The sequence below is a fragment of the Streptomyces sp. WG5 genome (assembly GCF_049974565.1).
Classification (GTDB): domain Bacteria; phylum Actinomycetota; class Actinomycetes; order Streptomycetales; family Streptomycetaceae; genus Streptomyces.
Genome location: NZ_JBNGGC010000010.1, coordinates 202,349 through 227,739, shown reverse-complemented (window position 1 = coordinate 227,739; position 25,391 = coordinate 202,349). Strand labels below are relative to the sequence as shown.

The following is a 25,391-nucleotide window of genomic DNA, read 5'->3' as shown; positions in this document are numbered from 1 at the left end:
CCGCTTATCGCGAGGTGAGCGGGGGTGACAAGGCGACCCGCCGGGCGCCCGCTGCTCGTTTCGCCGCCGATGACGCATCCTTGAGGTGTGGAGTTCCTCGGGGACGAGTCGGTCGAGCGGGATGGGAGGGCGCAGGGGATGAGTTCCGGCGCACCTGCTCATAACGCTTCGGTGCACAACAACGGGCGTGGAGCCACGGATCGGACGGCCGCAAGGCACCATGGACCGATGCGTGACGACGAGGCGGCCCCTGACCAAGGGACGGTCGGTGGGCTTGTCCACCGCGCCGTCGACGGGGACGAGCAGGCCACGCACGACCTGCTCGCCCATGTTCACCCCTTGGCGCTGCGCTATTGCCGCACGCGTCTGTCCCGCCTGCCCGGCGACGCCCGGCACTTCGTCGAGGACCTCGCCCAGGAGGTCTGCGTCGCGGTGCTGCTCGCGCTGCCGCGCTACAAGGACACCGGACGCCCGTTCGAGGCGTTCGTCTTCGCCATCGCCGCCCACAAGGTCGCCGACCTCCAGCGCGCGGCGATGCGGCACCCCGGCTCGACGGTCGTCCCCTCCGACGAGATGCCCGAGCGGCCGGACGACTCACTGGGCCCGGAGGAGCGCGCGCTGCTCAACAGCGACGCCGCCTGGGCCAAGAAACTGCTGGCCAACCTGCCCGAGAACCAGCGGGAGCTGCTCCTGCTGCGCATCGCGGTGGGGCTCACGGCAGAGGAGACGGGTCAGATGTTGGGAATGTCACCCGGCGCCGTCCGGGTCGCGCAGCACCGGGCGCTGAGCCGGCTGCGGGCACTGGCGGAGCAGTAGCGGACCCGGCTGTGGCCCCGGTTCCGCCCCGGTCCCGCGCCGGTGAACGGGCGGGATGACGGTTCCGTACGAAGCTACGAACACCACGGGCGCCCATGATCGTGGAATGAGCCACGTCCACTTCCCGTTAGCATGGACATCCGCACCGATCAAGGCCATTTGGGGAAGGTGTCATGACTGCCAACGTCGACGGAGTGCCCGAAAAATTCGCGACGCTCGGGCTGACCTACGACGACGTGCTGCTGCTGCCGGGCGCGTCGGACATGGCACCCGACGAGATCGACACCACCTCGTACGTCTCCAGGAACGTCCGGGTCAACATCCCGCTGCTGTCCGCCGCCATGGACAAGGTCACCGAGTCGCGCATGGCGATCGCGATGGCCCGCCAGGGCGGCGTCGGCGTTCTGCACCGCAACCTGTCCATCGAGGACCAGGCCAACCAGGTCGACCTGGTCAAGCGCTCCGAGTCGGGCATGGTGGCCGACCCCATCACCATCCACCCGGACGCCACCCTCGGCGAGGCCGACGCCCTGTGCGCCAAGTTCCGCATCAGCGGCGTCCCGGTCACCGACGGCAACAAGAAGCTGCTCGGCATCGTCACCAACCGCGACATGGCCTTCGAGACCGACCGCTCCCGGCAGGTGCGCGAGGTCATGACGCCGATGCCGCTGGTCACCGGCAAGGTCGGCATCTCCGGCGCGGACGCCATGGAGCTGCTGCGCCGCCACAAGATCGAGAAGCTGCCGCTGGTCGACGACCACGGCGTCCTCAAGGGCCTGATCACGGTCAAGGACTTCGTCAAGGCCGAGAAGTACCCCAACGCCGCCAAGGACGGTGAGGGCCGGCTGCTGGTCGGCGCCGCCGTCGGTGTCGCCGGTGACGCCTTCGAGCGCGCCCAGGCGCTGATCGAGGCGGGCGTCGACTTCATCGTCGTCGACACCGCGCACGGCCACTCCCGCCTCGTCGGCGACATGGTCGCCAAGATCAAGTCCAACTCCTCCGGCGTCGACGTCATCGGCGGCAACATCGCCACCCGCGACGGCGCCCAGGCGCTCATCGACGCCGGCGTGGACGGCATCAAGGTCGGTGTCGGCCCCGGCTCCATCTGCACCACCCGCGTCGTCGCCGGCATCGGCGTCCCGCAGGTCACGGCCATCTACGAGGCCTCGCTCGCCGCCAAGGCGGCCGGCATCCCGGTCATCGGCGACGGCGGCCTCCAGTACTCCGGAGACATCGCCAAGGCCCTGGTCGCGGGCGCCGACACGGTGATGCTGGGCTCGCTGCTCGCGGGCTGCGAGGAGTCCCCGGGCGAGCTGATGTTCATCAACGGCAAGCAGTTCAAGTCGTACCGCGGCATGGGCTCGCTGGGCGCCATGCAGACCCGCGGCGACCGCAAGTCGTTCTCCAAGGACCGCTACTTCCAGGAGGGCGTCGCCTCCGACGAGCAGCTGGTCCCCGAGGGCATCGAGGGCCAGGTGCCCTACCGCGGCCCGCTCTCCTCGGTCGTCCACCAGCTGGTCGGCGGCCTGCGCCAGTCGATGTTCTACGTCGGCGGCCGGACCGTGCCCCAGCTCCAGGACAACGGCCGGTTCGTGCGGATCACCTCCGCGGGCCTCAAGGAGAGCCACCCGCACGACATCCAGATGACGGTCGAGGCACCGAACTACAGCCGCAGCAAGTAGGCAGAAGGCCTTCCAGGGCGGCCCCGGAAGCATCCGGGGCCGCCCTCGGTGTGCCCGTCGGGGATACTGGAAGGCGCTGCAACGCATCAGGGAAAGGCCACAGACGTGACTGAGATCGAGATCGGGCGCGGCAAGCGCGGCCGCCGGGCGTACGCCTTCGACGACATCGCCGTCGTCCCCAGCCGCCGTACGCGGGACCCGAAGGAGGTCTCGATCGCCTGGCAGATCGACGCCTACCGCTTCGAGCTGCCGTTCCTGGCCGCTCCCATGGACTCGGTCGTCTCCCCGGCCACCGCCATCCGCATCGGCGAGCTCGGCGGCCTCGGCGTGCTGAACCTCGAGGGCCTGTGGACCCGGTACGAGGACCCGCAGCCGCTGCTCGACGAGATCGCCGAGCTGGACACGGACAACGCGACCCGCCGCCTCCAGGAGATCTACGCGGCTCCCATCAGGGAGGAGCTGATCGGGCAGCGCATCAAGGAGGTGCGCGACTCGGGCGTCGTCACCGCCGCCGCGCTCTCCCCGCAGCGCACCGCCCAGTTCTCCAAGGCCGTCGTGGACGCGGGCGTGGACATCTTCGTCATCCGCGGCACCACGGTCTCGGCGGAGCACGTCTCCAGCTCGCACGAGCCGCTGAACCTGAAGCAGTTCATCTACGAGCTCGACGTCCCGGTCATCGTCGGCGGCTGCGCCACCTACACCGCGGCCCTGCACCTGATGCGCACCGGCGCGGCGGGCGTCCTCGTCGGCTTCGGCGGCGGCGCCGCCCACACCACGCGCAACGTGCTGGGCATCCAGGTGCCCATGGCCACGGCGGTGGCGGACGTGGCGGCGGCCCGCCGGGACTACATGGACGAGTCCGGCGGCCGGTACGTGCACGTCATCGCCGACGGCGGCGTCGGCTGGTCCGGCGACCTGCCCAAGGCGATCGCCTGCGGCGCCGACTCCGTGATGATGGGCTCGCCGCTGGCCCGCGCGACCGACGCGCCGGGCAGGGGCAACCACTGGGGCATGGAGGCCGTCAACGAGGAGCTGCCCCGCGGCAAGAAGGTCGACCTCGGCACGGTCGGCACCATCGAGGAGATCCTCACCGGACCGTCCCGCAACCCCGACGGCTCGATGAACTTCTTCGGGGCGCTGCGCCGGGCGATGTCGACGACCGGGTACAGCGAGCTGAAGGAGTTCCAGCGCGTCGAGGTGACGGTGGGGGACTCGCAGCACCGGCGGTAGCGGCAGTCGTACGACGGCTGCGAGGAGGCCGGTCGCCCTGACGGGGCGACCGGCCTCCTTCGCGTGTGCGGGGGTTCGCGGTGGCTTCGGGGCGGATGAGCGGGTAAACGGGCCGTGCCGGGCCGGTCATGTCCCTGTCCGGCGACACAGGAGGCGCGTCCTGTGGAGGTACGGGACGTGAGCGGCCGCCTCCACGCCCCCCCTAGGCCCCCGCGCCCCCTCCTCACAACCGGTGCGCCGCCCCCGTGGGCGTGGCCCCCCGGGTGTCCAGGAGCAGCTGGGCCTTGACCGACAGGCCCTGGAGGTCGTACGTGCGGTGCTGCTGGAGGAGGATCGTCAGGTCGGCGTCGGCGGCGGTCTCGTAGAGGGAGTCGGCGCGGGGGACGGGGCGGCCGGCGACGTTCCAGGACGGGACGTGCGGGTCGTGGTAGCTGATCGCGGCGCCCATCGACATCAGCCGGGTGGCGATCTCCTCGGCCGGGCTGGCCTGCTGGTCGGCGAGGTCGGCCTTGTAGGTGACGCCGAGGAGGAGGACCCGGGCGCCGCGCGCGGACTTGCCGTGCTCGTTGAGGAGGGCGGCGGCGCGCTGGACGACGTAGCGGGGCATCTGGGAGTTGACCTGCTGGGCCAGCTCCACCATGCGCAGGCTGTGGGGGGCCTGGCCGGTCAGGTCCTGGGGGACGGAATGGCCGCCGACGCCGGGCCCGGGGCGGAAGGCCTGGAAGCCGAACGGCTTGGTCTCCGCGCAGCGCAGGACGTCCCACAGGTCGACACCGAGGTCGTCGCAGAGGACGGCCATCTCGTTGGCGAGGGCGATGTTGACGTGCCGGAAATTGGTCTCCAGGAGCTGGACCGTCTCCGCCTCACGGGGGCCGCGCGCGCGGACCACCTTGTCGGTGAGGCGGCCGTAGAAGGTGGCGGCGGACTCGGTGCAGGCGGAAGTGAGGCCGCCGATGACCTTCGGGGTGTTGGCCGGGGTGAAGTCGCGGTTGCCGGGGTCGACGCGGCTGGGCGAGTAGGCGAGGTGGAAGTCGCGGCCGGCGCGCAGCCCGGAGCCCTGCTCCAGGACCGGGCGCAGGAACCCCTCCGTCGTCCCGGGCTGCACGGGCGACTCCAGGATGACCGTGGTGTGCGGGCGCATGTGGGCGGCGAGGGTGCGGGCCGCCGCCTCGACCTGGGTGAGGTCCAGGCGGCCGTCCGCGCCGGGCCGGGTCGGGGCGCAGATGACGGCGGTGCGGACGCGGCCCAGCTCGGCCGGTCCGGTGGGGGCCCGGAAACCGGTGGCGAGCATCCGGCGCACCTCGGCGGGGGTGAGCGGATCGGCCTCGGGGCCGGTGCGGTAGCCGAGGGTGGGGATGCCCGCGGCGACGGCGGCCTGGGCCAGGGGCAGGCCGTACGGGCCGAGTCCGATGACGGCGAGATCTGCGGGCATGGCGTGGGCCGTCCTTCCCAATAACCGAAGCGGGGCAGGTGCGCAAGCCCGGTGGACAGAATGGGCGAGCACAACGTCAGACTAGGAGTAAATATGACCGTTATGCGGGATTGATCCGCGGAGTTTCGGTGAGTGTCGAGTCCCGGTGGTGAGCTGCGGGGAAGTTGTCCACAGGCTGGGGCCGTGCGGCGGCCGATGTCGGGCGGGCCGGTCAGAATCTGGGCATGGTGGGTACCAGGAACCGGGCTTCGCCCCGACGGGTGCGGCCGACGCGACGGACAGCGGGAGGCAGCAGTGAGGACAGCGACCCTGGGGCCGGCGCAGCGCGCCGAGTCGCTCGCGGCCATGGCCGAGCGCGAGCTTGACGTACTGGTGGTGGGGGCGGGTGTGGTCGGCGCGGGCACCGCGCTCGACGCGGTGACACGCGGCCTGTCCACCGGCCTGGTCGAGGCGCGGGACTGGGCGTCGGGCACCTCCAGCCGGTCCAGCAAACTGATACACGGCGGCCTGCGCTACCTGGAGATGCTCGACTTCGCGCTCGTGCGGGAGGCGCTGAAGGAGCGCGGCCTGCTGCTGGAGCGGCTCGCGCCGCACCTGGTGAAGCCGGTGCCGTTCCTGTACCCCTTGCAGCACAAGGGGTGGGAACGGCTGTACGCCGGCTCGGGTGTCGCGCTCTACGACGCCATGTCGATGGCCCGCGGCCACGGCCGGGGCCTGCCGATGCACCGCCACCTGACCCGCGGTCACGCCCTGCGGGTGGCGCCCGCGTTGAAGAAGGACGCGCTGGTCGGCGCGCTGCAGTACTACGACGCCCAGATGGACGACGCCCGCTTCGTGGCCACGCTGGTGCGCACGGCGGCGGCCTACGGCGCCCCGGTCGCCAACCACGCGCGGGTGACCGCCTTCCTGCGCGAGGGCGAGCGCGTGGTCGGCGCGCGCGTCCAGGACGTCGAGGCGGGCGGGGAGTACGAGATCCGCGCCAAGCAGATCGTGAACGCGACCGGGGTGTGGACCGACGACACCCAGTCGATGGTCGGCGAGCGCGGCCAGTTCCACGTCCGCGCCTCCAAGGGCATCCACCTGGTCGTGCCCAAGGACCGCATCCACTCCAGCACCGGCCTGATCCTGCGCACCGAGAAGTCCGTGCTGTTCGTCATCCCCTGGGGCCGGCACTGGATCATCGGCACCACGGACACCGACTGGGACCTGGACAAGGCCCACCCGGCCGCCTCCAGCGCGGACATCGACTACCTGCTGGAACACGTCAACTCCGTGCTGTCCGTGCCCCTCACCCGCGACGACGTCGAGGGCGTCTACGCCGGTCTGCGCCCGCTGCTGGCCGGCGAGTCCGACGCCACCAGCAAGCTGTCCCGCGAGCACACCGTCGCGCACCCGGTGCCCGGCCTCGTCGTCGTCGCGGGCGGCAAGTACACGACGTACCGGGTGATGGCCAAGGACGCCGTGGACGAGGCGGTGCACGGCCTCGACCTGCGGGTCGCCGACTGCGTCACCGAGGAGACGCCGCTGCTCGGCGCCGAGGGGTACCGGGCGCTGTGGAACGCGCGGGCGCGGGTCGCCGCGCGCACCGGCCTGCACGTCGTACGCGTGGAGCACCTGCTGAACCGGTACGGCGCCATGGCGGAGGAGGTGCTGGAGCTCATCGCCGCCGACCCCTCCCTCGGCGAACCCCTGCACGCCGCCGACGACTACCTGCGCGCCGAGGTCGTCTACGCCGCCTCGCACGAGGGCGCGCGGCACCTGGACGACGTACTCACCCGGCGCACCCGCATCTCCATCGAGACCTTCGACCGGGGCACGCGCAGCGCCCGCGAGGCCGCCGAACTGATGGCGCCGGTGCTCGGCTGGGACAAGGACCAGATCGAACGGGAGATCCAGCACTACGAGAAGCGGGTCGAGGCCGAGCGGGAGTCGCAGCGCCAGCCGGACGACCTGACGGCCGACGCGGCCCGGCTGGGAGCGCCGGACATCGTGCCGCGTTAGGGCAGGTGGCAGGGGCTGCCGGGGCGGGTGTGACTCACGGTCACCCCGCCGCTCCACCGGCCCCCTCGCCCGGTCGCCGCCAGAGGCACCCTGGGCGTCGAGCACTTGTCGGGTGAGGGACAATGAAGGCTCTGTCAGGGCGGGTTGCATGAGGGGACGCATGTCGGAGGCGGAGCGGGCGGGGACATCCCGTACGGACAAGAGCGCACGTCTCCTCGCCGGGCGGTACCGGCTGGGAGACGTGCTCGGCCGCGGCGGCATGGGGACGGTGTGGCGGGCCGAGGACGAGACCCTCGGACGCACGGTCGCCGTCAAGGAGCTGCGGTTCCCGGGGAACATCGACGAGGAGGAGAAGCGGCGCCTGATCACGCGCACGCTGCGCGAGGCGAAGGCGATCGCGCGGATCCGCAACAACAGCGCCGTGACGGTCTACGACGTGGTCGAGGAGGACGACCGGCCGTGGATCGTGATGGAACTCGTCGAGGGCAAGTCGCTCGCCGAGGCCATCCGCGAGGACGGCCTGCTGGAGCCGAAGCGCGCGGCGGAGGTCGGCCTCGCCGTCCTCGACGTCCTGCGCTCCGCGCACCGCGAGGGCATCCTGCACCGCGACGTGAAGCCGTCCAACGTCCTGATCGCCGAGGACGGCCGGGTCGTCCTCACCGACTTCGGCATCGCCCAGGTGGAGGGCGACCCGTCCATCACCTCCACCGGCATGCTCGTCGGCGCCCCCTCCTACATCTCCCCGGAGCGCGCCCGCGGCCACAAGCCGGGACCCGCCGCCGACCTGTGGTCGCTCGGCGGACTGCTGTACGCGGCGGTGGAGGGCTCACCGCCCTACGACAAGGGCTCCGCGATCGCGACGCTGACCGCGGTGATGACGGAGAACCTGGAGGAGCCGAAGAACGCCGGCCCGCTGCGGGACGTCATCTTCGGGCTGCTCAACAAGGACCCCGCCCTGCGGCTCGACGACGCGGGCGCACGCGCGATGCTCAACAAGGTCATCCACGCCCCGGACCGGGCGGACGAGACCGAACCGGCCGACGCCACCAAGGTCGTGCCGCTGCCGGCTCAGCCGGACGAGCGGACCCGCCGGGGCGGTCCGGCGGGCTCCGGGGGCAAGCGGGGCGAGGAAGCCGGGGAGCGGCTGCGCGGGGCGCTGCGCTCCGTGCGCAAGGCCGCGGTCGGGGCCGGTGCGGCCGGCGCCGCGGCTGCCTCCCGCGTCAAGCCGTCCGGCACCGACCGGGCCGCGACGGACGCCGCCGCGTCCACCGCGTCCGCCGGGGCCTCGGCCGCCTCGGGAACCGCCGTGGCGAGGACTGCCGGGGCGGCTGCCGCCGCCGCTTCGCATGGTCCGGGGGCCGCAGCCTCGTCGCCGGCGAGAAGGCAGGGCGCCGGTGCCGCCGGTGCCGGAGCGGGCCCCGAGCAGCCCGGTGCGGTGAACACGCCCGCGGGCGCCCGGAGTTCCGGCTGGCCCGTCGTGCCGCCGCCGGACCTGCCGCCCCGGCCCGTGCCCCGGGCTCCGCTCACCGACGTGGTGCCGCGCCGGACGCTGGTGATCATTGCCGTCGTCGTGGCCCTCGCCGTGCTCGGCACCGTGCTGGCCCTCACGCTCGGCGGTGACGACGAGAACGGGGCCGCGGGCGGAAGCGGTGACAAGACCACCGCCACCGCCACCGCGAGCGGCGGCACCGAGCAGGACCAGGAGAGCGGTACCGGTACCGACGGAGCGGCGTCGGACACGGCGACGGACGGAAACCCGGGCAGCGCGCCCGGCTCCGGAGCGAGTGCGTCCGGCGACGCCGGGGCCGGGGCGGGCGATGCCGGAAAATCCGGTGACAACGAAGGCGCGGCCACCACCCACCAGGGCAAACAGGGCTACGGCATCAGACTGCCCGAGGGCTGGAAGTACCAGTCCACGGGCTCCGCGGGCGACCGGTTCAGCGGCCCCCAGGGGCAGAAGCTGCTCGTCGCCTGGACCTCCACGCCCAAGGGCGACCCGGTCGCGGACTGGAAGAACCAGGAGCGGTACATGGTCCGCTCCCAGTACCAGAAGATCCGCATAGAGAAGGTGGGCTACCGCGGCTGGAACGCGGCGGACTGGGAGTTCACCTACACGGACGGCGGCACGGAGTACCGGACCGTGGACCGGGGGTTCGTCGTCAACGACCACCAGGGTTACGCGCTCATGTACACCGCGAAGGCCGCCGACTGGGGCAGTGACCTGCGCCGGGACACCTGGCAGACCCTGACGAAGACCTTCCGGCCCAAGTCCTGAACCGTCGGGCCCCGGGTTTGAGCGGTCCGATATCTGGCATCCACTCTTTGGGGGTTGCCTCCGGCACGTATCGTGAGGGCTTGCGGACCGTCAGCAGCCGGAACGGCCCGCCGGGCGAACGGAATTGACCGACGGGCTGCCGGGGGTGGCGACGTGGACGACTATGCGGGACGGGTGCTCGCCGACCGCTACCGCCTGCCCCTGCCGCCGTCCGACGAGTACGAACTCACCGAGACCCGGGCCTTCGACACGTACAGCGGCCAGGAAGTCCTGATCCGGCAGGTGCCGTTGCCGGAGGTCGTCGAGGCCGAGGTGCTCGACGCGGACGGCCTGCCCGACGGCTTCACGGCCCGGGACGGCGGTGTCCGGCACCCCGGCAGGCGGTCGCCGGACGCGGGCGGCGGCCCCCGGCGGCCGGCCGACCCGGTGGTACGGCGTGCCGTCGAGGCCGCGCAGGCCGCGGCCGCCGTCCCCGACCATCCGCGACTGGACCAGGTCTTCGACGTGTTCGCCGAGGGCGGCTCGCTGTGGATCGTCAGCGAGCTGGTGGCCGCCAGGCCGCTGGCCGCCCTGCTCGCCGAGCAGCCGCTCACCCCGTACCGGGCGGCCGAGGTGGCCTCCGACGTCCTCCTGGCGCTGCGGGTGCTCCACACGTACGGCTGGGTGCACCGCAACATCACCGCGCGCACGGTGCTCGTCTGCGACGACGGGCGCGTGATGCTGACCGGCCTGGCGGTCGGGGCGGCGGAGGAGGCGCTGTGCGGGTACGACCCGGTCCCCGCCCCCGACGGCGAGGACGGCCCGGGCGCCGCGGCCGCCCCTGACGGAACCTTCGGCCGGGGCGTGGGCACGGAGACCCGGGTGCTCGGCCCTGGCGGAGCCGGGGCGGAGGCCGGGCTTCCTGGTCCTTTGGGTGCCGGCACCGGGTTCTCCGGCCCCGGTGGTCCTGGCGGTCCGGGTCTTCCTGGTCCCGGGGCCGGGGCCGGGGGCGCCGCCTCCGGGGGTGTGCGGACCGGGATGCCCGGACCCGGCGATGCCGATCCCGAGGCTGCCCGGCGGTCCGCCATCGAGGCGCGGGCCGTCGGCGGGCTGCCCGTACCGGGTGCCCAGGGGCAGGGCGGCGCTGCCGCCGGGCTCGCCCCCACGCCGCTCACCGCCGCCGGGGACGTGCGCGCCGCGCGCGCCGGGGCGATCGCCGCCTACCGGGCCGGTGCGCGGGCCGCGGCCCGCGTCCAGGAGGCGCAGAACGGCCGCGCGGCCCTGCCCGGCGCCCGCCCCGCCCCCGACGACGACACCGACGCCGTCCAGCCGCCCCGTGGCACGGGCACCGGGGCCGGGTCCCGGTCCGGCGGGGCGCGGCCCTCCTCCGTGCCCGGTCCGGACCAGTCCCCGCACGCCGCCGGCCCCGGTACGCCCCCCGCCGATGCCCGGGCCGCCGAAGCGCACGACACCGCCCCGCCCGGGCAGATCACCGACCCCTACGGCGTACGGACCGCCTCCTGGCACGGTGCCACCCCCCGCACCGCCGGCGACCGGGCCCCCTCCGCCCCCGCCGGCCTGTCCTCCGCGCCTCCCGCCCCCGCGGCGCAACGGGACCTGCCCGCCGCCCCGCGGCAGGACCCCGGCCCCGCGACCACCACCGGGACCTGGGACGACCCGGCCGCCCGCACCCCCGCGCCGCGCGGACCGGCCACCGCACTCGCCGCCGAACGGGCGCGGCAGACGCGGATGGCCGTGGTCGGACCGGTGACCGAGCGGTGGGCGCCGGAACAGGCCGGACCCGTGCACGAGAACTGGCAGCTGGCCGCGCCCATCGGACCCGCCACCGACCTCTGGGCGCTGGGCGCGCTGCTCTTCCGCGCCGTACAGGGCCACGCGCCCTACCCGGAGGACTCGACGGCCGAGCTGGTGCAGATCGTGTGCGCGGAACCGCCGGCGTTCGCCGAGGAGTGCGGGCCGCTGCGGCCGGTCGTGGAGTCGCTGCTGCGTCAGGACCCCACCGAACGCATCGACTTCGAGGAGCTGAGCGGCTGGCTGCGCTCACTGATCCGCTCGGCGCCCGAACCGGAGGCAGGCCTGCACGTCGTCGCGGCCCCGCCCACCGAGACCGGCCGGCTGCCCATCGTGCGTCGCCGGGGCGAGCTGGTGCGCAGGCGGCGCGCCGGGCTGCCCGCGCACCACGGACGGCACAAGCGGGGCAGACAGGAGGCGGCCCGTTCGCCGCGCAGCCTCGGCCGGACACTCCTCCTGCTGATACTGCTCGCCCTGGCCGGAGCGGTCGCCTACGCCCTGTTCTTCATGCCGAAGAGCGACACGGGCGGCACCGGCCCCACCGACCGGACGGGCGCCGCCGGAGAGGCGAGCCCCGCGCCGCCCGAGCGTTCCCCGGACGTCAGCAGCGAGCCCCGGCCGGAGCAGACGTCCCCCGAGTCCGGGCCCAGTGCCTCCCGGACGGGGGGCGGCTCCACTGGGACGCAGTCCAACCGCCCCGACGTCGCCGACGGCTTCGCCCTCCGTGAGGACGCCGAGGGCTTCCGCGTCGCGGTCGCCGAGGGCTGGGCCCGCACGCCCCGCAACGGCAGCGGCCAGGTCGTCTACGGCAAGGGCGACTTCGAGCTCATCGTCGTACCCGGCCGGGACCGCGCGGCCGAGTTCGGTGACGACCCGATGGTCTACCAGCGCGACAGCGAACCCGAGCTGGAGTCGTACCGCGCCTCCAGCTGGTCCACCTCCAGCGGCCTGAAGACCATCGAGGTCGGCGGACGGACCATGGCCGAGGGCCAGTTCACCTGGACCGGTGCCGACAGCGGCGAGCTGTACGTGCGCAACGCCGCGATGCTGATCGACGGCCGCTACCACGTGCTGCAGGTCCGCGGCCCGGAGGCGGAACGCGACGAGGTGACGCGGCTGTACGAACAGGCGGCGGCGACCTACCAGTACACGGGCTGACTGCCTGCCAGATGCCGTCGGTACGCCGGACGTTCGGCCGCATGGTTGACGTCCGGCGCAGAAAGCGACAACCGTCACAAAGGCGGTTCCATGTCACCCCACCCGTTCCCCGGACGCGGGCCGGTCCCTAGTCTGGCCCTGGACAAGACCATTGCGGGGCAACGTGAATCAGATGCAGGGCCGGCTCGTCGCGGGCCGTTACCGGCTCGAGGACGCCATCGGCAGCGGCGGCATGGGCCGGGTGTGGCGCGCACACGACGAAGTGCTGCACCGGACCGTCGCCATCAAGGAGTTGACCGCCGCGCTCTACGTCTCCGAGAGCGACCAGGCGATCCTGCTGGCACGCACCCGGGGGGAGGCGCGCGCGGCGGCGCGGATCAATCACTCGGCCGTCGTCACCGTGCACGACGTACTCGAGCACGACGGCCGGCCCTGGATCGTGATGGAGCTGGTCGAGGGCCGCTCACTGGCCGACGCGGTCAAGGAGGAGGAACGGGTCGAGCCGCGGGAGGCCGCCCGTGTCGGCCTGTGGGTGCTGCGCGCCCTGCGCGCCGCGCACACCGCCGGTGTCCTGCACCGCGACGTCAAGCCCGGCAACGTACTGCTCGCCGACGACGGCCGGGTGCTGCTCACCGACTTCGGCATCGCGCAGATCGAGGGCGACTCCACCATCACGCGGACCGGGGAGGTCGTCGGCTCCGTCGACTACCTGGCACCCGAACGCGTCCGCGGCCACGACCCGGGCCCCGCCTCCGACCTGTGGGCGCTCGGCGCGACGCTGTACACGGCGGTGGAAGGCAGATCGCCGTTCCGGCGTACGTCGCCGCTCACCACCATGCAGGCGGTCGTCGAGGAGGAGGCCGCCGAGCCCCGGTACGCCGGACCGCTCGGGCCCGTCATCAGCGCCCTGCTGCGCAAGGATCCGGCCACCCGGCCCGACGTCACCGAAGCCGAGCAGATGCTCGCGGAGGCGGCGGAGGGACGGCGTCCGGACGCGGCCCAGGCGTATGTGCCGACGCAGTACTCGGGCCCGCCGGGGCACGGCGGCACGGCCCCCTGGGGGACTGCGGGGCAGACGGGCGGGAACACCGCGACGCCGTACCGGCCGATGACCGGCCCGACGGTGGTCGGCCCCGCGGCGACGGGACGTCCGGCGTCCGGCGACGCGCCGCCGGGCCCCGTGCCGGCGGGGCATGCGCCGGCCGGACCCGCGGGCACGGCCGGTCCCCGGCGTCCCCGGCGCGGCCGGCTGCGCACGCTCGCCCTGGCCGTGGCCGTCGCGGCCCTGGTCGGTGCGGGCACCGTCGTGGTGGTCCAGCAGCGGGACGAGGGCGGCGCGTCGGCCGGTTCGGACACCACCCACTCGCCGTCCCCCTCCTCGTCCTCGACCCCCACTTCCCCCTCCCCTTCCGCTTCCGTCACGACCGGCAAGGACCCCGGCAGCTCCGTCCCGGCCGACTGGGTCCGCCATGACGACCCGCTGGGTTTCAGCCTCCACCTGCCCGAGGGGTGGCAGCGGACGGAGTTCGACGACTCCGGGGAACTCCAGCAGGTCGACTACACCCCGGACGGCGGCGAGCACATCATCCGCATATCCGTCGACACCGCTCCCGACTACAACGACCCCTACGCGCACCAGCTCGACCTGGAGGTGCAGCTCCACCGCCTGGTCGGCTACCAGCGCGTCACCATGGAGCGCACCACCTACCGCGACCGCGACAGCGCCCGGTGGGAGTACGCCTGGACCGCGCTGGCCAAGGACACCCCCTTCCCCGGACCGCGACGCGCCGTGGCGGAAACGTACATGTCCCGCGACGGCGTCGAGTACGCCTTCAACATGTCGGGGCCGGCGAACGACTGGCCGACCATGCGGCGGCAGTTCACGTCGGTGCTGCAGAGCTGGCAGGAGAACACCGGCTGACCTCCGCCGTACGACGGCCGGCAGCCGGCCGGGCCGCGCCCGGGACCCGTCGGTTGTCGGCCACCCGTGTGACGGCGGCCCGGAGTCGGTGCGTCCGGTGCGGCATGATGGGACGCATGATGACCGAGGGGGCGGGCGGGCGTGTCATCGCGGGCCGTTACCGGCTCCACGAGCGGCTCGGCCGCGGCGGCATGGGCATCGTGTGGCGGGCGACCGACCAACTGCTCGCCCGCGAGGTGGCCGTGAAGGCGCTCCCCCTCGACGAGAGCCTCTCCGCGGCCGAGGCCCGGCGGCGCCGCGAGCGCACCCTGCGCGAGGCCCGGGCGGTCGCGCAGCTGAGCCATCCGCACGTCATCGTCGTGCACGACGTGGTCGAGGCCGACGCACGCGCCTACATGGTCATGGAACTGGTCGACGGCGGCTCACTCGCCGACCGGGTGCTGACCCACGGCCCGGTCGACGCCACCGAGGCCGCGCGGATCGGCATCGCCCTGCTGGGCGCCCTGCGCACCGCGCACGCGGCCGGCATCCTGCACCGGGACGTGAAACCGTCGAACGTGCTGGTGGCCGAGGACGGCCGGGTCGTCCTCACCGACTTCGGCGTGGCCCAGGTGGCGGGCGCCACCACCCTCACCGAGACCGGTTCCTTCGTCGGTTCCCCCGAGTACACCGCCCCCGAGCGGATGTCCGGTGCCGGGACCGGGCCGGAGTCCGACCTGTGGTCCCTGGGCGTACTGCTGTGCGCGGTCCTCAGCGGCGCGTCCCCCTTCCACCGGGACTCGCTGGGCGGCGTCCTGCACGCCGTGGTCACCGAGGAGATCCGCCCGCCCGCACAGGCCGAGCCCATCCTCCCCGTCGTACGGGGCCTGCTGGAACGCGACCCGGGACGGCGGCTGGACGCGGCGGAGGCCGAGCGGATGCTGCGCGCCTTCCTGGCCACGGGCCGTACGCCGGCGCTGCACCAGGACGGTGAACCCCGGCGCGTGACACGGGGCGTGCTCCTCGCGGTGCTGCTGGTCGTCGCGGCGGCGGGCGCGGGCGTCACCACCGCGGCGCTGCTCGCGGACGGCGACGCCGACGGCGGCGATACGCCGACGAGTTCGGCGCCCGCCACGACGGAGCCGATGCCACCGTCCGCCGGGTCTTCCGAAGCCTCTTCCGAGGTCTCCACCGACGTTTCCCCCGGGGCCTCCTCCGGGGCCTCCTTCGCGTCTCCGTTCCCCTCGGAGTCCGCCGCGACGCACCTGAGCAGGAGATGAGCGGCAGCGTGCGTCACGGGTCTGCGACCGAGGGCCACGGGCGGCGGATGGCCGTACCGCCCGCCGCGGCCCCGCTCGACCACCCCGCGGTGGTCGACGCGCACGACGTGGCCGTGGTGGACGGAGGCGATCGCCGACCGGGAGATCCACCACCCCTGACGAAGGACCAGGACCGGTTCGTCGCGCAGCCGTACCGCCCGGGCCGGCGCGTCGGCGCCGACGCGCCGGGCACCGACCGGCCGGGCGCTCGACGGGCAGGCCGCCGAGGCCACGACGGCAGTGGCCGGCGACCCCGGCCCCACTCCGGGGCGGTGCGCATCGATCAGGTCCAGCCCTCCCCCGTAACGCCCTGATCAGCGGGTTCGTTGCCAGCGATCACTGGCGTTGTGTGAGCACTCGGTGAATCCCGATTACCGACGGGTACACAAAGCCCTCACGGCGTCATACCCTGCGGCTCATGACGGACGCGCAGGCCCCGGACATCACCGGCACGAACCCTCTCGCCCCCGCCCCGGCGGGCGCCCGCACCGCCGCCGACGTGGTCACGCCCGAACTGGTCGCCCAGCTCACCAAGGGCGTGGCCGGCTCCGGCCGCACCGCCAACCACACGCCGTTCACCGGTGAGAAGCTGGCCGACCTGCCCGAGTCGACGCCCGAGGACGTGGCCGCCGCCTTCGAGCGGGCCCGCGCCGCCCAGGCCGTGTGGGAGCGCACACCGGTACGGCAGCGCGCCGCCGTCCTGCTCCGCTTCCACGACCTGGTCCTCGAACGCCAGGCCGAGGTCCTCGACCTCATCCAGCTGGAGACCGGCAAGGCCCGCCTGCACGCCCACGAGGAGGTGCAGGCCGTCGCCGTCGCCGCCCGGCACTACGGCCGCAAGGCCCCCGCGTATCTGCGGCCCAAGCGGCACACCGGCGCCGTACCGGCCCTGACGAAGGTCACCGAACTGCGCCACCCGCGCGGCGTCGTCGGCCAGATCGCCCCCTGGAACTACCCGCTGGAGCTGTCCGTAGGCGACGCGCTCCCCGCCTTCGTCGCGGGCAACGCGGTCGTCATGAAACCCGACACCGAGACCTGCCTGACCGCCCTGTGGGCCCGCGACCTGCTCATCGAGGCCGGACTGCCCGCGGAGGTCTTCCAGGTCGTCCTCGGCGACGGGCCGGTCGTCGGCCCCGAGGTCGTCAGGCACGCCGACTACGTCTCCTTCACCGGCTCCACCCGCACCGGCCGCGAGGTCGCCCAGGGCGCCGCCGCCCGCCTGGTCGGCGTCTGCCTCGAACTCGGCGGCAAGAACGCCATGCTGGTGCTGGAGGACGCCGACATCGAGAAGGCGGCCGCGGGCGCCGTACGCGCCTGCTTCTCCTCGGCCGGCCAGCTCTGCATCTCCATCGAGCGGCTCTACGTCCACGAGTCCGTCGCCGACGCGTTCCTGGAGCGCTTCGCCGCCCGCACCAGGGCCATGCGGCTCGGCACCTCCCTGGCCTACGGCGCCGACATGGGCTCGCTGGTGGGGGAGCGGCAACTGGAGACCGTCGAGCGGCACGTGGCGGACGCGGTCGCGCACGGCGCGAAGCTCGTCGCCGGCGGAGTCGCCCGTCCGGACATCGGCCCGTACTTCTACGAGCCGACCATTCTCGACGGGGTCGCGGCCCCCATGACCGTGTGCACCGAGGAGACCTTCGGCCCGGTCGTCTCCGTCTACCGCTTCACGACCGAGGACGAGGCGGTCGAGCAGGCCAACTCCACGCCGTACGGACTGAACTCCTCGGTCTGGACGCGGGACGCCCGGCGTGGCCGCGACGTCGCCGCCCGCCTGCGCACCGGCACCGTCAACATCAACGAGGGCTACGCCCCCGCCTACGGCAGCGTCCAGTCCCCGATGGGCGGCATGAAGGCCTCCGGCCTCGGCCGCAGGCACGGCTCCGAGGGCATCCTCAAGTACACCGAGGCCCAGACCGTCGCCCACCAGCGGCTGCTGCCGATGGCGCCGTCGCTGGGGATGGACGACGAGAAGTACGCGGCGTTCATGAACCGGAGCCTGCGCCTGATGAAGGCCTTCCGCTTCCGCTGAGCAGCCCTGAGCAGTCCTGAGCAGAACTGAGCCGTACTGAACAGCCGTCACCCGTACCCGTACCCGTTCTCGACGAGGAGAGCACGTGTCGCAGGAGCAGTCCGCCCGGACCCGGGACGAGAACGACCACGACTACGACTACGACGTCGTCGTCGTGGGGTCGGGGTTCGGCGGATCCGTGTCCGCCCTCCGCCTCACCGAGAAGGGGTACCGGGTCGGTGTTCTGGAGGCCGGCCGCCGCTTCACCCGCGCGTCGCTGCCCAGGAACTCCTGGGACCTCAAGAACTACCTCTGGGCTCCCAGGCTCGGCATGTTCGGCATCCAGCGCATCCACCTGCTCGGGAATGTCATGGTCCTGGCGGGCGCCGGTGTCGGCGGCGGGTCCCTCAACTACGCCAACACCCTCTACGTCCCGCCGAAGCCCTTCTTCGACGACCCCCAGTGGCGGGACATCACCGACTGGCACGACGAGCTGACGCCGTACTACGACCAGGCCCGGCGCATGCTCGGGGTCCGGCTGAACCCGACGACGACCCCGTCCGACGTGCACCTGAAGGCCGCCGCCGAGCGGATGGGCGTCGGCGACACTTTCCACATGGCGCCGGTCGGCGTCTTCTTCGGCGACGGCCGGGACGCCGACGGCACGACGAGGGCGAAGCCGGGGGAGCGGGTGGCCGACCCCTACTTCGGCGGCGCGGGCCCCGACCGCAGGGCCTGCAACGAGTGCGGCGAGTGCATGACCGGCTGCCGGCACGGCGCGAAGAACACCCTCAACGAGAACTACCTGTACCTCGCCGAGAAGGCGGGCGCGGTCGTGCACCCGATGACGACGGTCGTCTCGGTCACCGACGACTCACGCGGCGGGTTCGCGCTGGCCACCCTCCCCACCCACCGGCAGAAGAAGGGCGCGGGCCGCACCTTCACGGCCCGCCGGGTCGTCCTCGCCGCCGGCACCTACGGCACCCAGACGCTGCTGCACCGCATGAAGGCGAGCGGCCGGCTCCCCCACCTGTCCGACAGGCTCGGCGAGCTGACCCGCACCAACTCCGAGGCCCTGGTCGGCGCCCAGACCGACGACCGGCGCTACCGCAGGGCCACCGGCGAGCCGCGGGCCGACTTCACGCGCGGCGTCGCCATCACGTCCTCGATCCATCCGGACGCCAGCACCCACATCGAGCCGGTCCGTTACGGCAAGGGCTCCAACTCGATGGGCGGCCTGTCGATCCTCCAGGTCCCCTACGCCGGGCCCACCGCCTCGGGCGCGTCCCGCGTCCTGGGCTTCCTGGGCCACGCGGCCAGGCACCCCACGTGGATCCTGCGCTCCCTGTCCAACCGGCGCTGGTCGGAGAGGACCATCATCGGCCTGGTGATGCAGTCACTGGACAACTCCCTGACGACGCATCTGAAGCCGGCGGGCATCGGCAAGGGTCTGCTCACCGCCCGCCAGGGCCACGGCTCGCCCAACCCCAAGCAGATCAAGGCCGCGACGGAGGGTGCCTCGGCCCTGGCGGCCGAGATCGGCGGCTTCGCCGGCTCCAACGTCGGCGAGCTGATGGGCACCCCGCTCACCGCGCACTTCCTGGGCGGCTGCCCGATCGGCGCCTCGCGCGAGACGGGCGTCATCGACCCGTACCACCGGCTCTACGGGCATCCCGGCATCTCGGTCGTCGACGGTGCCGCGGTCTCGGCGAACCTGGGCGTCAACCCGTCCCTGACCATCACGGCCCAGGCCGAGCGCGCGATGGCGTACTGGCCGAACAAGGGTGAGAGCGACCCGCGCCCGGCCCAGGGAACGGCGTACGAACGCCTCGCCCCCGTCGAGCCGAAGTCCCCGGCGGTTCCGGCGGAGGCCTTCGGCGCGCTGCGGCTGCCGTTCCTGGGGATACCGGCGGTGCCGCCGAAGAAGTAGCGGCAGCGGACACACGGAAGGACCTGCGCCCCCCTCCGAGCGCAGGTCCTTCCCGTCTTGCGGCCTTACTGTTCTGCCGTCAGGCCGTACCGCTGGTTACGCCTCGATACCGGCCTTGCGGCGACGGACCAGGAACACCGCGCCGCCACCGACGACGACGGCGAGTCCGCCGGCGAGCCCGATCATCGGCAGTGCGGAGCTGGAACCGGTCTCGGCGAGGCTGCCGGTCGGCAGCTGGGAGACGTTGCCCTGCGGCTTCTTCACCGAGATCTTGCCGCCCTTGCCGCCCTTGCCGCCCTTGTCGTTCGGAGTGGCGGTGCCCGGGGCGGGGTTGCTGGAGCCGGGCTTCAGGACCTGGAAGGGGTACTCGGCCCAGCCCGCGGCGATGCACTCCTGGCCGTCGACGTTGTCCAGGTAGGCGCCGAAGGCGAAGGAGTAGGCGTCGCCGGCCGGGGCCTTGGCGTCGATGCTGACCCGCAGGTCGACGGTCTTGCTCGCCTTGGCCTTCAGCTTCTCCACGAAGAAGAAGTAGTCACCGGCCCACTCGTCGCTGCCGATGCGGTCCCAGGCGCCGGTCTCGGGGTTCTTGAACTCCAGGTCGACGTACGAGCTGAGGAACTTCGACTCGTCCTCGAACTCGAAGTTCTCCACCTCGGCGTAGAACGCGACCTCCTTGACGTCGGTCTTCGACTCGTTGGTGACGACGAGCTGGAACGCGTGGTGGCCGTCGCCCGCGACGATCTTGCCCGGCAGGCCCTTGATGTCCGCCGACACCTTGGCGGCGGAGTACTCGGAGTCGAGCTCCTCGCAGAACGGGACCTCGGGCTCCTCCGGCTCCGTCGGCTCGTCGGTCGGCGCCGACGTGGAGGGGGCGGGGTCGGTCGTCCCGGAACCGCCGGGGGTGCTCTCGTCGTCGGACGGCGTCGACGCGTCGTCCGACGGCGTGGACTGGTCGTCGGACGGCGTGCTCTGGTCGTCGGACGGCGTGGACTGGTCGTCCGACGGGGTGCTCTGCTCGTCCGTGGGGGTCGTCTTCCCGTCGGAGGAGTCGTTCTGATCGCCCGAGGAGGTGTCCGTCCCGGACGAGGAGCTCGCTGCCGGGGCCGGGCTCTCGGTCGCGGAGGCGGCCGGTGCCGACAGGAGTGCCAGCGGAGCGATGACGGACGTCGCGGCCATGGTCACGATGGCGCGGCGAAGCTTCATGAAGACCTCGTGAAGTCAGGCGTACCGCGATGATGGCGGTACGGGGCTCTGAGGAGGCCTCCGCGTGTGGGACGCGGTGGACCCTTCGGACCGGTCTGCTCGATCGGTTCGGCCTGTTTGATCGGCGAAGTCTGTGAATGGTTGCCCCCGAACTCACAAGAACTTTATGTGACCCACGTCACGCCCGTGGGTGGGTGGGGAGAGGGAAAGGCAGACGGCCGGGAGGGGAGAGCGGGGGAGAGCGGGGAGAGCGGGGAGGGCGGGGCACGGCGAAGGGCCCCGCGGGAGGTGCGCCGCGGGGCCCTTCCTCGGCCAGCACCGGCGTCAGGGCTGCGCCGGTGCCCGGGGAGCGGCGCCGGGGGGTTGCGCCGCTTGCCTCGAGTGGCGTGAGTGGTGGTGTGGGGGCTGCGTACGGGACTCGGCCGGTCCGCGCGCCGCATCGTGCGGGAGGGGACGGCCTCCGCGGCCGCTCGGTCCGGACCCGGACCCTTCTTCCGTCGGCCGGCTCCGGGCGTCCCCGGAGCCGGCCGTTCTCTTGGGTGACCGGGCTGCTGTCCCCTGCCGTCCGGTCACTTTTCTGGAGCGAGGTCCCACGACGCACGGCACGATCCGCACGTCTCACCGCTCCAGCGAGCCACGCGTGGTTCTTTCGGGCCCGCCCCTGGCTGACACGGACACCGGGACCAACGACGGGCTCGGGCACCGGTCACGCGCCGTACGGGTGAGAAGACGCCCGGACTCGGCCGCGGCCCTCAGACGCGCCCGCGGCACAGCTCCAGCATCGTCATCGCCAGCGCCGTACCCGGCTTGCCCAGCGCCTGGCGGTAGTGGTCGAGGACCTCCATCTCGCGGGAGAGGTTCACGCGCCGGCCACCGGAGGTGATCCGCGCCTCCTGGATGACGGCGGAGACGGCCATCCGTTCCTGGATCAGCCCGATGATCCGGTCGTCGAGGGCGTCGATGCGTTCACGGGCGCCGGTGATCACGTCGGCGGCCTCGGTGGTGCGGGCGCCGGTCTTGTCGGCCGTGTCTGCTGCGGTGACGGTCATGTCGGTGGCTCCTCGCCGAAGGGGTGGTGGCCCGGCCGACAAACCCGGAAACGCCAGACGCCCCGGACCTTGTCGGCCCGGGGCGCCTGGGAAGTCGCTTGTCAGTTGCTCAAGCAGCACGACCATGGCAGCCGGCGGGCCGGTTGCCATAGGTAAAGACGAAGGTCTGGTGCGTGAGCATGGGGCCAGTATGCCCCGGGGACGGACGGTGTCCAAGCCGGTTCGCATGGTGAGACGTGCGGGCGGTGGTCGCCGGGCACCACGGGCGGGACGTGTCACCTGCCCGCCTCGGTAGAATCGGGAGCACAAGACCCCCGCCCGACCGCCGGAAGGCACCCCGTGTCATCAGCGACTCCCGCTGCCGCCGCCCCCGACACCGTCCTGGTCGTCGACTTCGGCGCGCAGTACGCCCAGCTCATCGCCCGCCGTGTCCGCGAGGCGCGGGTCTACAGCGAGATCGTGCCGAGTTCCATGCCGGTCGCGGAGATGCTCGCCAAGAACCCGGCGGCCATCGTCCTCTCCGGCGGCCCCTCATCGGTGTACGAGCCCGGCGCCCCGACCGTCGACCGCGCCCTGTTCGAGGCCGGCGTCCCCGTCTTCGGCATGTGCTACGGCTTCCAGCTGATGGCGCAGACCCTCGGCGGCACCGTCGACAACTCCGGCGCCCGTGAGTACGGCCGCACCGACCTGTCGGTCTCCAAGCCGTCCTCCACCCTCTTCGAGGGCACCCCGGCCGAGCAGGCCGTGTGGATGTCCCACGGCGACGCCTGCTCCGCCGCCCCCGAGGGCTTCACCGTCACCGGCTCCACGGACGTCGTCCCGGTCGCCGCCTTCGAGAACGACGAGAAGAAGCTCTACGGCGTCCAGTACCACCCTGAGGTGATGCACTCCACGCACGGACAGCAGGTGCTGGAGCACTTCCTGTACCGGGGTGCGGGCCTGCGCCCGAACTGGACCACGGGCAACGTCATCGAGGAGCAGGTCGCGGCCATCCGCGAGCAGGTCGGCGACAAGCGCGCCATCTGCGGCCTGTCCGGCGGCGTGGACTCCGCCGTCGCCGCCGCCCTCGTCCAGAAGGCCATCGGCTCCCAGCTGACCTGCGTCTACGTCGACCACGGACTGATGCGCAAGGGCGAGACCGAGCAGGTCGAGAAGGACTTCGTCGCCGCGACCGGCGTGCAGCTGAAGGTCGTGGACGCCAGCGAGCGGTTCCTGAACGCGCTGGCCGGGGTCTCCGACCCCGAGGAGAAGCGGAAGATCATCGGCCGCGAGTTCATCCGCGTCTTCGAGCAGGCCCAGGCCGAGATCATCGCCGACGAGGGCCCCGCCGTGGAGTTCCTCGTCCAGGGCACCCTCTACCCGGACGTCGTCGAGTCCGGCGGCGGCACCGGCACGGCGAACATCAAGTCCCACCACAATGTCGGCGGGCTCCCCGAGGACCTCGAGTTCCAGCTCATCGAGCCGCTGCGCCAGCTGTTCAAGGACGAGGTCCGGATGGTCGGCCAGGAGCTCGGCCTGCCGGACGAGATCGTCCAGCGCCAGCCGTTCCCGGGCCCGGGCCTCGGCATCCGGATCGTCGGCGAGGTCACCAAGGAGCGGCTCGACCTGCTCCGCGAGGCCGACGCCATCGCCCGCGAGGAGCTGACCGCGGCCGGCCTCGACCGTGACATCTGGCAGTGCCCCGTGGTGCTGCTCGCGGACGTCCGCTCCGTCGGCGTCCAGGGCGACGGCCGCACCTACGGCCACCCCATCGTGCTGCGGCCCGTCTCCTCCGAGGACGCCATGACGGCCGACTGGTCCCGGCTGCCGTACGACGTGCTCTCCAAGATCTCGACGCGCATCACCAACGAGGTCAAGGACGTCAACCGGGTCGTCCTCGACGTGACCTCGAAGCCCCCGGGGACGATCGAGTGGGAGTGACCCCCGGCCCTATGCGCGCCTGACCGTGCGCAGGGGCTCCCCGGGCTGCCAGACCTGGACGACCAGGCAGTCGCCCTCGACGCAGGTCCGTACGACCTCCGTCAGCTCGGTACGGAAGAGGTGGAACGGCTCCGGCGGTTCCACCTCTTTCACGTACGCGGCCCGCGCCTCGGCCTCCTCGACCTCGACCGCCCGGCCGCCGATCCGTACGTCCCCGCCCCCCATGCCGGTGCCGTCCCCCGGGTTCGCCTGCAGCGCGAACCTCGGGTCGCGGCGCAGGTCGAGCGCCTTCAGCGAACCGGGCATCATGCCGAGCCACAGCTTGCCGCCCAGGAAACGCACCTCCAGACCGCTGGTGCGGGGTGAGCCGTCCCTGCGCAGGGTGGCGAGGGTGTGGTGGGTGTACGCGCCGAAGCGTGCCTCGACGGTCGCGGCCAGTGCGGGTTCGGCGGTGGCGAAGGCGGCCCAGTCGGCGACGGTGCTCGATGTCATACCCCGAGTGTGGACCTCATACCCGACACCTCGTGTCGGACATCGAACCGGAACCCGTCCGCGCTCAGATGTCCCCGGGTTCAGAAGTCCCTGAGTACGGCCGTCTTCGTCGCGGCGAACTCCGCGTCCGTGAGAACGCCGCTGCGATGCAGCTCGCCCAGCTCGCGCAGCCTGCGCAGCAGGACGTCGTGGTGGTCCGCTGCGGACGGTGCCGACGGTACGGCGGGTGTGACCCGCCGGGGCGGGGATCCGCTCCCGACGCGCTCCGAAGTGGCGCCCGCACCGCCCGCACCGCCCGAACGCCCCGCACCGCCCGCACCGCCCGCACCGTCCGAACGGCCCGCACCGTCCGTACGGGCCGACGGATGCGGCAGCCGGGCCGTGACCGCGGTCGCGATCAGCGCGGTGAGCAGATCGCGGCGGGCGCTGCCCCACAGGTCCAGGGCGTACGGGTCCTTCTCCGGCGGCAGCGTGGAGAACACCGTCTCCCGGGTCACGAACCGCAGGAAACCGTCGCACACCCCTGAGTTGGGAAGCCACTCGACCTGTGCCAGGTCGCCGATGTCGATGATCCGCGGGCCGGAGGCGCGCTTGACCCGGTCGGAGGTGTCGGCCCAGTCGACCCGAACCCGGGCGCCGTCGAAGGAGACCGTGCCGTCGGAGGAACGCACCGAGACCGGCACCGGCGGCCCGGGCAGCAGGTAGGCCTGCGCGGGCTCCTCGGGGATCCGGTCGAGCAGCAGCGCGCGGCGGATCTCCGCGGCGACGTACTCGGCGACCCCGCAGTGGTCGATGTCCACCGTCAGCCGGTACGGGTCCGCCGCGTCGGGCAGCCGGCCGCCGGTCGCCTGGAGGAGGGGGTCGGCGCCCTCGCGCAGTCTCAGACGCAGCCGCCCGCGTTTGCGTTCCGGCTCGAAGACGACGCCCGCGACGGCCTCCAGCGGCACCGAGACCTCTCCGTACGTCTGCCGGAACAGCGGAACCGAGCGGTGCAGACCCGGCGTGATCCGGACCGTACTGCCGTCGAACGCCCAGGTCCCGTCGCGCTGGATGATCTCGGCCATAAGGGAATTCTCGCAGCCGGGTCAACACGGCGGTCCGCGTGTCACCCGCGCTGAGCAGAGCGGACCGGGGGCGGCGCGCGCGCAGGGGGTTGTGTACGGCACAATTCGCTTTCGTCCC

16 protein-coding genes are annotated in these 25,391 nt (G+C 72.8%); 11 read left to right on the top strand and 5 right to left on the bottom strand.

Annotated features, from left to right (window positions below; translation table 11 throughout):
* Positions 1 to 228: 228 nt before the first annotated feature.
* From ACP4IX_RS13195 to ACP4IX_RS13185, 3 genes are all read left to right on the top strand, one after another.
* Complete coding sequence (locus ACP4IX_RS13195; RefSeq protein WP_382720506.1) at positions 229 to 816, top strand: sigma-70 family RNA polymerase sigma factor; 588 nt, start codon at positions 229 to 231, stop codon at positions 814 to 816.
* A gap of 173 nt (positions 817 to 989) precedes the next feature.
* On the top strand, positions 990 to 2,498 hold the full coding sequence (gene guaB / locus ACP4IX_RS13190) for an IMP dehydrogenase (RefSeq protein ID WP_426523654.1): 1,509 nt from the start codon (positions 990 to 992) through the stop codon (positions 2,496 to 2,498).
* A 105-nt stretch (positions 2,499 to 2,603) separates the two neighbouring features.
* Positions 2,604 to 3,728 carry a GuaB3 family IMP dehydrogenase-related protein gene (locus ACP4IX_RS13185; RefSeq protein WP_426523655.1) on the top strand — a complete coding sequence of 375 codons (1,125 nt, stop codon included), beginning with the start codon at positions 2,604 to 2,606 and terminating at the stop codon, positions 3,726 to 3,728.
* 223 nt (positions 3,729 to 3,951) lie between these two features.
* Here ACP4IX_RS13185 and ACP4IX_RS13180 read toward each other — a convergent pair whose 3' ends face one another.
* Positions 3,952 to 5,160 (bottom strand): nucleotide sugar dehydrogenase, encoded by a 1,209-nt coding sequence (locus ACP4IX_RS13180; protein ID WP_426523146.1) that lies wholly within the window; start codon positions 5,158 to 5,160, stop codon positions 3,952 to 3,954.
* A gap of 294 nt (positions 5,161 to 5,454) precedes the next feature.
* Here ACP4IX_RS13180 and ACP4IX_RS13175 point away from each other — a divergent pair, with 294 nt between their 5' ends.
* The 7 genes from ACP4IX_RS13175 to ACP4IX_RS13145 all read left to right on the top strand — a co-directional run bounded on the left by ACP4IX_RS13175 (position 5,455) and on the right by ACP4IX_RS13145 (position 19,545).
* Entirely contained in the window at positions 5,455 to 7,161 is a 1,707-nt protein-coding gene (locus ACP4IX_RS13175; protein WP_426523147.1) for a glycerol-3-phosphate dehydrogenase/oxidase, read from the top strand.
* A 160-nt stretch (positions 7,162 to 7,321) separates the two neighbouring features.
* Positions 7,322 to 9,436 (top strand): serine/threonine-protein kinase, encoded by a 2,115-nt coding sequence (locus tag ACP4IX_RS13170; RefSeq protein ID WP_426555592.1) that lies wholly within the window; start codon positions 7,322 to 7,324, stop codon positions 9,434 to 9,436.
* Between the two features lie 153 nt (positions 9,437 to 9,589).
* Positions 9,590 to 12,385 (top strand): protein kinase, encoded by a 2,796-nt coding sequence (locus ACP4IX_RS13165; RefSeq protein ID WP_426555578.1) that lies wholly within the window; start codon positions 9,590 to 9,592, stop codon positions 12,383 to 12,385.
* Between the two features lie 172 nt (positions 12,386 to 12,557).
* Positions 12,558 to 14,306: a protein kinase domain-containing protein gene (locus ACP4IX_RS13160; protein WP_426555577.1), complete on the top strand. Its 1,749-nt coding sequence runs from the start codon at positions 12,558 to 12,560 to the stop codon at positions 14,304 to 14,306.
* A gap of 107 nt (positions 14,307 to 14,413) precedes the next feature.
* Positions 14,414 to 15,565, top strand: a complete 1,152-nt coding sequence (locus ACP4IX_RS13155) for a serine/threonine-protein kinase (protein WP_426555591.1) — start codon at positions 14,414 to 14,416, stop codon at positions 15,563 to 15,565.
* A 457-nt stretch (positions 15,566 to 16,022) separates the two neighbouring features.
* Positions 16,023 to 17,636 (top strand): succinic semialdehyde dehydrogenase, encoded by a 1,614-nt coding sequence (locus tag ACP4IX_RS13150; RefSeq protein WP_426555576.1) that lies wholly within the window; start codon positions 16,023 to 16,025, stop codon positions 17,634 to 17,636.
* An 85-nt stretch (positions 17,637 to 17,721) separates the two neighbouring features.
* Positions 17,722 to 19,545: a GMC oxidoreductase gene (locus ACP4IX_RS13145; RefSeq protein WP_426555575.1), complete on the top strand. Its 1,824-nt coding sequence runs from the start codon at positions 17,722 to 17,724 to the stop codon at positions 19,543 to 19,545.
* 96 nt (positions 19,546 to 19,641) lie between these two features.
* Here ACP4IX_RS13145 and ACP4IX_RS13140 read toward each other — a convergent pair whose 3' ends face one another.
* Both ACP4IX_RS13140 and ACP4IX_RS13135 read right to left on the bottom strand, forming a co-directional pair.
* Positions 19,642 to 20,748: an LAETG motif-containing sortase-dependent surface protein gene (locus ACP4IX_RS13140; protein ID WP_426523154.1), complete on the bottom strand. Its 1,107-nt coding sequence runs from the start codon at positions 20,746 to 20,748 to the stop codon at positions 19,642 to 19,644.
* Between the two features lie 752 nt (positions 20,749 to 21,500).
* Complete coding sequence (locus ACP4IX_RS13135) at positions 21,501 to 21,797, bottom strand: chorismate mutase (protein WP_426523155.1); 297 nt, start codon at positions 21,795 to 21,797, stop codon at positions 21,501 to 21,503.
* A 339-nt stretch (positions 21,798 to 22,136) separates the two neighbouring features.
* Between ACP4IX_RS13135 and guaA the strand changes: the two genes are divergently transcribed.
* A complete protein-coding gene (guaA, locus tag ACP4IX_RS13130; protein WP_426523156.1) occupies positions 22,137 to 23,717 on the top strand; it encodes a glutamine-hydrolyzing GMP synthase in 1,581 nt (526 codons plus the stop codon).
* A gap of 9 nt (positions 23,718 to 23,726) precedes the next feature.
* On the opposite strand, the gene ACP4IX_RS13125 is transcribed toward guaA, so the two are convergent.
* Together ACP4IX_RS13125 and ACP4IX_RS13120 are read right to left on the bottom strand one after the other, a co-directional pair.
* Positions 23,727 to 24,209, bottom strand: coding sequence for a pyridoxamine 5'-phosphate oxidase family protein (locus tag ACP4IX_RS13125; RefSeq protein WP_426555574.1), 483 nt, complete (start codon positions 24,207 to 24,209; stop codon positions 23,727 to 23,729).
* An 80-nt stretch (positions 24,210 to 24,289) separates the two neighbouring features.
* Positions 24,290 to 25,273, bottom strand: coding sequence for a DUF4429 domain-containing protein (locus ACP4IX_RS13120; protein ID WP_426555573.1), 984 nt, complete (start codon positions 25,271 to 25,273; stop codon positions 24,290 to 24,292).
* Positions 25,274 to 25,391: the final 118 nt, after the last annotated feature.

Excerpts from the sequence above, each read along its gene's own strand:
- ACP4IX_RS13135 (WP_426523155.1), bottom strand. The coding sequence starts at position 21,797 with ATGACCGTCACCGCAGCAGACACGGCCGACAAGACCGGCGCCCGCACC.
- ACP4IX_RS13180 (WP_426523146.1), bottom strand. The coding sequence starts at position 5,160 with ATGCCCGCAGATCTCGCCGTCATCGGACTCGGCCCGTACGGCCTGCCC.
- ACP4IX_RS13150 (WP_426555576.1), top strand. The coding sequence starts at position 16,023 with ATGACGGACGCGCAGGCCCCGGACATCACCGGCACGAACCCTCTCGCC.
- ACP4IX_RS13140 (WP_426523154.1), bottom strand. The coding sequence starts at position 20,748 with ATGAAGCTTCGCCGCGCCATCGTGACCATGGCCGCGACGTCCGTCATC.
- ACP4IX_RS13170 (WP_426555592.1), top strand. The coding sequence starts at position 7,322 with ATGTCGGAGGCGGAGCGGGCGGGGACATCCCGTACGGACAAGAGCGCA.
- guaB (WP_426523654.1), top strand. The coding sequence starts at position 990 with ATGACTGCCAACGTCGACGGAGTGCCCGAAAAATTCGCGACGCTCGGG.
- ACP4IX_RS13120 (WP_426555573.1), bottom strand. The coding sequence starts at position 25,273 with ATGGCCGAGATCATCCAGCGCGACGGGACCTGGGCGTTCGACGGCAGT.
- ACP4IX_RS13195 (WP_382720506.1), top strand. The coding sequence starts at position 229 with ATGCGTGACGACGAGGCGGCCCCTGACCAAGGGACGGTCGGTGGGCTT.
- ACP4IX_RS13125 (WP_426555574.1), bottom strand. The coding sequence starts at position 24,209 with ATGACATCGAGCACCGTCGCCGACTGGGCCGCCTTCGCCACCGCCGAA.
- ACP4IX_RS13155 (WP_426555591.1), top strand. The coding sequence starts at position 14,414 with ATGGGACGCATGATGACCGAGGGGGCGGGCGGGCGTGTCATCGCGGGC.
- ACP4IX_RS13160 (WP_426555577.1), top strand. The coding sequence starts at position 12,558 with ATGCAGGGCCGGCTCGTCGCGGGCCGTTACCGGCTCGAGGACGCCATC.